The sequence below is a fragment of the Ilyobacter sp. genome (genome assembly GCF_041583315.1).
Lineage (GTDB): Bacteria > Fusobacteriota > Fusobacteriia > Fusobacteriales > Fusobacteriaceae > Ilyobacter.
Window position 1 is genome coordinate 1 of record NZ_JBFHGC010000044.1, and the last position, 9134, is coordinate 9134.

General features: G+C 36.9%; 6 protein-coding genes and 1 pseudogene. All 7 read left to right on the top strand.

Annotation, left to right across the window (positions count from 1 at the left end; translation table 11 throughout):
* A pseudogene (locus ABZA26_RS02810) lies at nt 1-850 on the top strand (DNA repair protein RecN); the annotation flags it as partial.
* A 9-nt stretch (nt 851-859) separates the two neighbouring features.
* A complete protein-coding gene (locus ABZA26_RS02815; protein ID WP_372713006.1) occupies nt 860-1711 on the top strand; it encodes a tyrosine-type recombinase/integrase in 852 nt (283 codons plus the stop codon).
* Nucleotides 1712-1724: 13 nt separating this feature from the next.
* The gene (gene era, locus ABZA26_RS02820) at nt 1725-2621 is read left to right on the top strand and encodes a GTPase Era (RefSeq protein WP_372713007.1); all 897 of its coding nucleotides are present in this window, start codon (nt 1725-1727) and stop codon (nt 2619-2621) included.
* Between the two features lie 28 nt (nt 2622-2649).
* A complete protein-coding gene (locus ABZA26_RS02825; protein ID WP_372713008.1) occupies nt 2650-3465 on the top strand; it encodes a Cof-type HAD-IIB family hydrolase in 816 nt (271 codons plus the stop codon).
* Between the two features lie 137 nt (nt 3466-3602).
* A complete protein-coding gene (locus ABZA26_RS02830) occupies nt 3603-6365 on the top strand; it encodes a DEAD/DEAH box helicase (RefSeq protein WP_372713009.1) in 2763 nt (920 codons plus the stop codon).
* Nucleotides 6366-6442: 77 nt separating this feature from the next.
* The gene (locus ABZA26_RS02835; protein WP_372713010.1) at nt 6443-8203 is read left to right on the top strand and encodes a hypothetical protein; all 1761 of its coding nucleotides are present in this window, start codon (nt 6443-6445) and stop codon (nt 8201-8203) included.
* 158 nt (nt 8204-8361) lie between these two features.
* A partial coding sequence (locus ABZA26_RS02840; RefSeq protein ID WP_372713011.1) for a PHP domain-containing protein occupies nt 8362-9134 on the top strand: 773 nt, incomplete at its 3' end.

The following is a 9134-nucleotide window of genomic DNA, read 5'->3' on the forward strand; positions in this document are numbered from 1 at the left end:
AAAGATCTATTATGACCTGGAAGATGTGGTATATATAATAGAAAACCTGGAAGAGGATACAGATACTGACGAATTCAGGCTGAACGAACTTGTGGACAGGCTGGACAAGATAAATTCACTGAAAAAAAAGTACGGCTTCACCATAGAGGAGATACTGGACTACAGAGACGATCTTCAGAAAAAACTGGATACACTTCATGAAAGTAACTTCGAAGAGAAAAAACTCATCAAAGAAAGAGATGAGCTAACTGCAGTGTACAACGAGTATGCTGAAAAACTAAGCTTATCCAGAAAAAAGAGTGCAGCTCTTATAGAGAGCAAGATGGAAGATGAACTGAAATACTTGAACATGAAGGACAGTATGTTTGAGATGTCCTTTGACCGTATAGAGGGAATGGGACGAAACGGTTCTGACCAGGTGGAATTTCTCATCACAACCAATAAGGGTCAGAGTCCGAAACCCCTTTCTAAAATAGCATCTGGCGGTGAGGTAAGCCGTATAATGCTGGCACTTAAATCCATATTCTCTGTGGTAGACAATGTGCCTATCCTGGTATTTGATGAGATAGATACAGGGGTGGGCGGAGAAACTGTGAGAAAAATCGCCAGTAAGCTAAAAGATATAGGAAGTAATTCTCAGGTGGTGTGTATAACTCATTCTCCTGCAATAGCATCGAAGGCCAGTCAGCAGTTTTATATAGAGAAAAAAACTCTCACAGATAAAACCATAACCACTGTGAGGGAGCTTGACTATCAGGGGCGTATAGAGGAGATCGGAAGGATGCTTGCTGGAGAAAACATAACAGAGGCGGTGCTGAAGCACGCCAAAGAAATTTTAGATGAAATTTAGGTGGTCGTTATGAGAGAATTATTGATAGAGTTTCTCGCATTTATAAAAGACAAAAAAGGATTTTCAGAGAGCAGTATAGAGGCATACAGAAAGGACCTGGAGGATTTTACGGTTTTTTTGATGGGGAAAGATTATGTGGCAGTAGAAGACCTAGACGTTATGTCCTTTATAGAGAATATGAAAAAGGAGTATTCTGAAAACAGTATCTACAGGAAACTCGTGTCTCTGAGGGCATTTTATAAGTACCTTTACAAAAAAGGTCTTGTGGAAAAACTTCCCACAGAGGGTCTGAAACCAGTGAAACCCACTACACAGATGCCGGAAACACTGGAGTGGGAAGAGGTAAGACGGATAATGGACCAGTGTGGGAATAGTGCTAAGGGGAAAAGGGATAAGCTGGTTATAGAGCTCCTCCTTCAGAGTGGACTTCTCATATCAGAGGTTTTGGAAATAAAAATAAATGACCTTCAGTCAACTGACTATAAAAAAATAAAGTATGTGAAGAACAACAGGCTTCATTTCATAGAAATAGGGGCGGAGCTTTCTGAAAAAATAAAGTTATTTGTTGAAGTTGATGGAAAAGAGATAATGAAAGAGGGGGATGATTTTCTCTTTCAGGGAGTGACCAGACAGAATTTCGGTGCGAGATTTAAAAAATATGGTCAAAAAGCAGGGGTGAACCAGAATGTATATCCCAATATGCTGAGGAATACCTTGGCAAAAAAATACCTGGACAGCGGGATGGATGAAGTCAAAGATAAAATGCATCTTGAAAAGCTAGAGGGAACAGGAGTATATATAACGAGAAACCTAGATAAAATAAGAGAATTATATATGAAAATCGCAATAGGCGATAAATAGGAAGGAATGATATATGAAATCGGGATTTATAGCAGTAGTAGGAAGACCTAATGTGGGGAAGTCCACATTAACAAATAAACTGGTAAATGAAAAAGTGGCAATAGTATCTGACAAAGCAGGGACAACAAGAGACTCTATAAAGGGGATATTAAACCATGGCGGAAATCAGTATATATTTATAGATACCCCTGGGATACACAAGCCTAAGCATCTTTTGGGAGAACACATGACCAATGTGGCTGTAAGATCTCTGAGAGAGGTAGAAGTTATAATGTTTGTTTTAGACGGAAGTCAGGAGATAAGCACTGGAGATAAGTATGTAATGGACAGAATCCTGGAAGCCAAGGAAACTCCAAGGATACTGATTATCAATAAAATAGATAAGATGAGCGACGAAGAGTTAGTAGCAAAAAAAGAAGAGATAGAGGAAAAACTAGGTACCTTTGACAAAATAGTAGAACTTTCTGCAGAATATTCAATAGGAATGTATAAGGTCATAGATGCTATCAATCCTTTTCTGGAAGAAGGGGTAATGTATTATCCAGAGGATATGTATACAGACATGCCTACTTATAAAGTCATATGTGAGATCGTAAGGGAAAAAATACTTACCAGGACAAGGGATGAGATACCTCACTCTATAGCCATAGAGATAACAGACGTAGAGAGAAGACCCAACGGAAAAGACAAGTATGACATAAATATCTATGTGGAAAGAAACTCCCAAAAGGGAATAATAATAGGAAACAAAGGTGAAATGCTAAAAGAGGTAGGGACAGAAGCAAGAAAAGATATAGAAGAGCTTCTAAACAAAAAAATCTACCTCAATCTGTGGGTAAAAGTGAAAGAAAAATGGAGAAAGAAAAAACCTTTCCTTAAAGAGATGGGTTATTATATGGATGAGGATTAATGAAATTTTAAAATTGGAGGCATAATTAATGAAATACAAAGCTGTGGTACTGGACATGGACGGGACACTTCTTAATTCAAAGCTGGAAATAGATGTGAGAACAGCCGAGGTACTTAAAAAGTTTAGGAGTATAGGGGGTAAGGTTTATATAGCAACAGGGAGAACCTATCTTTCTCTGAAACCTTATTATGACATCCTGGCCCTTGATACCCCTGTCATAGCCTACAACGGCGCTAAAGTTGTATCCTGCTTAGGGGAGACTGTTTTTGAATATCCCATGGGTTGTGACCTGGTAAAATATTTTATAGATCTTTCCAGGAGAACGGGGATTCATCTGAATCTCTATCAAAACGAAAAATGGCTTGTTGAAGACCCGTTTAACAAAGAAAGTGAAATTTATGAGGAAATATCTGGACTCAGTCCGGAAGAGTCTGATTTTGAAAATCTGGAGGAATATTTTTCAACCAAGGTTTTATTTATCTCAGAAAAAGAAAGACTTGATGAATTGAGGGAAGAGATAATCCTGGAACTAGATGGTCAGGTCCATGTAACAGCGTCGAAACCTTTTTTTCTTGAAGTTATGAAAAAAGGAGTGAACAAAGGTGACACACTGAAAAAACTCATGGAGTCAGAGGGGATAAGTCTAGATGAAGTGATAGCCTTTGGAGACGGTCTCAATGACATGGAAATGATAAAAGCCGCGGGTCTAGGAGTGGCAATGGGTAATTCCTATGAGGAACTGAAGGAAGCTGCTGACCTGATTACCGGGGATAATGACTCTAATGGTATAGCAGAAGTTATGACGAATCTTTTTGATCAAAGATGCCTAATAGGTTTGGAATAAAAAATGAAAAAAATGATGAGCGGTCTAGGATACTCCTAGACTGCTCATTTTTATTTTACAGGAAGCTTTTGAAGTTTGTAAAAAAATGTATTTTTTGATATAATATAGTCTAGCTAAAATCATAGAAAGGAAGTTTTATGTTTGAAAAGTTAAAAGTAAATATAGAGAGAAAAAAAACCGGTATAAAAGTAGAAAAGGTATATTTTAGACTTTCCTTTGATGAAAAAGGAGCTTATGTAGATACAGTAGATGAGCATGGAAAAATACTTTGCGAAGTAGAAGCCCTGCAATATGACAGAAACACGAGAGAGATTTTGAAAAGCATAGATCATATAAGGGAAAACAGTTTGTTTTTAATATCCTGGGATAGTTGCGGAGACAGGATATACTTAAGTGAGCACCCTCATCTTATGGAACTTTTGAAAAAAAGCAGATATTTTGTAGATGAAAATTTTGAGAATATAGAATGGAGTCATGAAGAGAGCAGCCTGACTCTTAAGATCGAAAGTCCTGAAGAGGAAAGTAAAAAACTAAATTCTTTTTTGCTTTTAAATGGTAAATATAAAGATTTTAAATTTATAAATGAAAGAACAGTAGTTTATAACAGGAAAATATATAATATAGCTGATATAGGGGAAAGTTTTGTAAGTGCAATGGAAATTAATTCTCAGTTTCCTAAAAACGATCTTGAAAATTTTCTCACAGTTACCATGTCCTACTTTGACAATCTGGATATAGATTATCAGGATTATACAATGGAGACAGGAGAAGATAAAAAACTACAGCCCCAGATAATAATAGAGAAGATCTCTAGGGACAACAGTCTTTACCTAAAGGTGGGGATGACTGTTTCCACAATGAATTATGATTTTCTGAGTGAGTATAATATAAGTACTGCTGCCATTGTGAATCACATGGAGAAAAAAATACTTTTTTGTGATATAGAGCTTCGAAACATAGGCGAGGCTATAGAGGAAGTAGTAAAGGTGCTGACAAAGCACCAGAGAAAATTAAAGCTCAGAGAGGGTTATTATCTAGACGGGAATCTGATAATAATGCAGGAAAAACTTGCCAAGGAATTTGTAACGAAGGAACTCCTGCAGATGGTTGGTAAGTACAAGATAGTAGGTACTGACAAGCTGAAAAAATACAGAATAAGAACTGTAAAACCAAAACTCGTGGCAAATCTACAGCATTCCATAGATTTCCTTGAGGGGGATGTAGAGCTAGAAATAGAAGGGGAAAAATTTACAATATTTGATGTCCTGAAAGCATATAAAAAAGATTCGTATATTGTGCTGAGCGACGGTACAAACGCCCTTATAAATAAAAAATATATTGAAAAATTGGAAAGAATTTTTAAGAGAAAAGATGAGAAGGCCAAGGTATCCTTTTTTGATCTACCTCTTGTGGAAGAGCTTATAGAGGATAAACTTTTTTCCGGAGAGATGAAAAAAAGCAAGGAACTCTTTATGGGATTTAATAATCTAAAAGATTACCCTATACCTGTGCCGCCTATAAAAGCTGTCCTCAGAGAGTATCAGGACTATGGATACAGATGGCTGAGCTACCTTATAGACAATAAAATAGGCGGATGTCTTGCTGACGACATGGGTCTCGGTAAAACCCTCCAGGCCATAGCCCTTCTTTCTAGGATATATGAAAAACCAAGGAAACCAAGTCTTGTGGCTATGCCTAAAAGTCTTGTCTATAACTGGGAAAACGAAATAAAAAAGTTTAATCCCAATCTAAATGTAAAAATATACTACGGAAACAACAGAGATGTCAATGATATCAAAGAATCTCAGATAGTACTTACTACCTACGGTACAGTAAGGAATGATATAAAGATTTTAAAAGAGATAGAGTTTGAACTAGTTATTCTGGATGAGTCTCAAAATATAAAAAATATAAATTCTCAGACTACCAAGGCGGTAATGCTGCTGAATTCTGAGAACAGGGTGGCTCTTTCTGGAACTCCTGTGGAGAACAACCTTGGAGAGCTGTATTCACTCTTTAGATTCCTCAATCCTACCATGTTTGGAAGTATAGATGAGTTTAACTCTTTTTATGCCAACCCAATCCAAAGAGATAACGACATGGAGGTCGTAGAAGAGCTCAAGAAAAAAATATATCCATTTATACTGAGAAGAACCAAAAGAGAGGTTTTGAAAGACCTTCCTGATAAAATAGAAAAAGTACACTTTGTAGAGATGAACGACGAGCAGAAGAAGATCTATGATGAGAGAAGACTTTTCTACTATGATCTGATACACAATCAGATAAAAGAGCACGGTATAGGGAAGAGTCAGATATTTATTTTACAAGCCCTAAATGAACTGAGACAGCTTGCAAGCTGTCCTGAGATGAAGACAGATGGTCTTGTTTCATCTACAAAACGAGAGATACTCATAGAGAACATAAGAGAGGCCGTGGATAACGGGCATAAAATCCTGGTATTTACAAACTTTATAAGATCCATAGAAAATATATGTGAAGATCTGGAAAAACATAATATAAAGCATCTTTATATGACAGGAGCCACCAAAGACAGACAGTCTCTAGTGGAGAAGTTTCAGAGCGATAAGAAATGCAAGGTGTTTGTAATGACTCTGAAAACAGGAGGAGTGGGTCTGAACCTCACAGCTGCAGACACTATATTCATATATGATCCTTGGTGGAATAAGACGGCAGAAGACCAGGCTGTAGACAGGTCCCACAGAATGGGACAGGACAGAACGGTATTTTCTTATAAACTAATAACCAAAGGAACCATAGAGGAAAAAATACTCAAACTGCAGGAGGAGAAAAGTCGTCTTTTTGAAAAATTAATATCCAGCGACAGTGCCTCTGTAAAATCTCTTACTGAAAAGGATATTGAATATATCTTAAGTGAGTAGGATAAAATCATGTTATTTTGTTATATTTTGAATGAAAACTTTAAACGGGTTTGAAATTCTGTGATGGGAGATAAACTATGGCTATAAGCAAAGAAAAATTTATGCACGCATTAAACGAGTTTTATTCTCAGGAAACACTTTTTAAACTTTATAATAGATATTTTATAGAATGGATTGCAGAGGGATATATAGGAAGCAGTCTCGGATTGTTTGAAATATCTCTGATATCTGAAAATTCCAACAAGCAGACTTTTCTGGATCTGATGGAACAGGCTTTTACAAAAGAAGAGGTTTTTACCAAGGTGATAGCCACTCTCGATGATGAAGTAAAAGGAATCTTGGAATATATAGCCTGGAACGGGAAGTATCCAGTTGAAAATAAAGAAGATTATACTGTGTATGAAGAGGGGTATAATATTTATAAAGACCTCAAGGACGAATATCTATTCTTTCGGTATGCAGAGGACGGGAAAAAAAACGGGTATCTCTATATAAACAACGATATAGTGAGAATGATAAGAAAATTTCTCCCGAAACCGACGGATTATTATATCCACGGGGCAAAAAATATAGAGGCTGCATTTAAGAAAAACAGTGAGAAAGAGATGGCTTATAAGCTGTCCCTTTACTACAGTTTTTATAAGCAGGGGAATGTAACCTTATCATCTAGCGGGAAGGTCCTGAAAGAATCCAAAAGGGATATGAATAAATACTGCGATATAGAGGAGTTTTATTCTGACAGCAAAGACCTAGACTACCTAAAGACAGAAACAATAGGTCTATTTTTCTTTCTGCTGAAGGAGAAATATTTAGAGAGTGAAAGTTTTGAAATAACAAACTTCAAAAAGATTATTTTAGATTTTTTATCTGGAACCAGTGTAAGAGGAGAGGGATATCATTACACCAGTCTCTATCTGAATTATCTAAAGGGTTTAAGAAATATCTGGAAAAAAGAAGAGAATATAAAGAGGTCTCTCCAGAGTATCAAAAAGGTCTTAGACGAACTCCCAGACGACGGAATAGTGAGCATAGAAAATATAATAAAATACATTACATACAGGGATGAGTTTATAGAGATAATAGACCCACAGGATGTATATGACTATGTATATATAAACGAAGCAAATTACGGAAGAACTAAAATAGCAAACTATGAAGGCTACCACAACTATGTGATAGTTCCATTTGTAAAATCAGTATTGTTTATACTTTCCTCTTTGGGAGTTCTAGAGGTTCACTACAACCTCCCGTCTTCTAGTAACGGTCTATATATGAAGAGCGGGTATCTCAGCAAGTATGACGGCCTGAAATATGTAAAGCTGACAGAACTGGGGCGATATGTCCTCGGAAGAGTAGATGATTATGACTTTGGAGATGCCAAGGAAAAGGCGGAAATCTTACTGGATGACGACAGACTTATTATGAGTGTTGTAGGGGAAGCTCCTGTAAAAATTATGTTTCTTGAAAAGGTATCTAACAGGATAGGGCCTAATAAATTTAAGTTTACAAGTGAGGCTTTCTTAAAGGGAATAGAGAATATAGGGGAACTCAAGGGAAGAATAAAGGAGTTCCGTAAAAAAATATCTCATGAGACTCCGGAAATATGGAATGAATTTTTTGATAGTCTTCTGAAAAAAGCCGAATCCATACAGCTGGTACAGGATATTGTGGTGCTTAAGCTGGAAAAAGATAAAGAGCTTGTAAATCTCATGGGAAGAGATGAGGAACTGAAAAAAATGATACTGAAGGCTGAAAATTTTCATATCCTTTTGAGAGAAGAGAACAGGCAGAGAGTGCTGGAAATATTAAAGAGCTATGGTTATTTTGTAGAGATATAGGATCATAAAATTATTTGTAATGAGGCCGCCACTTATGAGGCGGTCTTTATTTTACCTTTTTAATTTTTTCTAGTTGGTCTTTTTATGGGGCAACTATGTAGTGCAAAAAAAATATATATGAGGTATAATCTAACTGAAAAATATAGGAGGTGATGCATATGAAGAATAATTTTGTACATCTGCATTTACATACGGAATATAGCCTCCTTGACGGAGTTGGGAAGATAGATGAATACCTCGACAGGGCCAAGATTCTGGGGATGAGGGCTATGGCCATCACAGATCATGGAAACATGTTTGGGGCAGTGGAGTTTTATAAAAAGGCTCTTTCAAAGGGGATAAAGCCCATAGTTGGAATGGAGGCTTATCTCTCGGAATTTGGTATGGAGGAAAAAACCGGCAGAAACTTTCATCTGGTACTTTTGGCCAAGAATGAGACAGGGTATAAAAATCTAATGAAACTTTCATCAGAAGCTTATCTCAGAGGGTTTTATTACAGACCTCGTATAGACAAAGAGATGCTGAAAAGCCACGGTGAAGGGATAATCGCACTTTCTGCGTGCATGCAGGGAGAACTGTCTAAAAGAATATTAGATGGAGAAAGCAATGAAAATCTGGACAAGGCAGTAGATGAATATATTGCAATTTTTGGCAAGGATGACTTTTATATAGAGCTACAGTCCAACGGAGTAAAAGAACAGAAGAAGCTAAATGATGATCTCTATGCACTTGCTCAGAGACACGGTCTGAAGGTAGTGGCGACAAATGATACTCACTATGTGTTTTATGGAGATCATGCTTTGCAGGATATTCTAATCTGTGTCCAGACAGGAAGTAAGCTATCAGACGAGAAACGGATGAAGATAGAAACAGACCAGCTTTTTTTGAAAAATAGAGAACAGATGCTGGAAGAACTGGGGAAGTATGACAG

What these genes read in the sequence shown, in the direction of transcription:
- ABZA26_RS02830 (WP_372713009.1), top strand. Translation starts at nt 3,603, where the DNA reads ATGTTTGAAAAGTTAAAAGTAAATATAGAGAGAAAAAAAACCGGTATA.
- ABZA26_RS02825 (WP_372713008.1), top strand. Translation starts at nt 2,650, where the DNA reads ATGAAATACAAAGCTGTGGTACTGGACATGGACGGGACACTTCTTAAT.
- ABZA26_RS02835 (WP_372713010.1), top strand. Translation starts at nt 6,443, where the DNA reads ATGGCTATAAGCAAAGAAAAATTTATGCACGCATTAAACGAGTTTTAT.
- era (WP_372713007.1), top strand. Translation starts at nt 1,725, where the DNA reads ATGAAATCGGGATTTATAGCAGTAGTAGGAAGACCTAATGTGGGGAAG.
- ABZA26_RS02815 (WP_372713006.1), top strand. Translation starts at nt 860, where the DNA reads ATGAGAGAATTATTGATAGAGTTTCTCGCATTTATAAAAGACAAAAAA.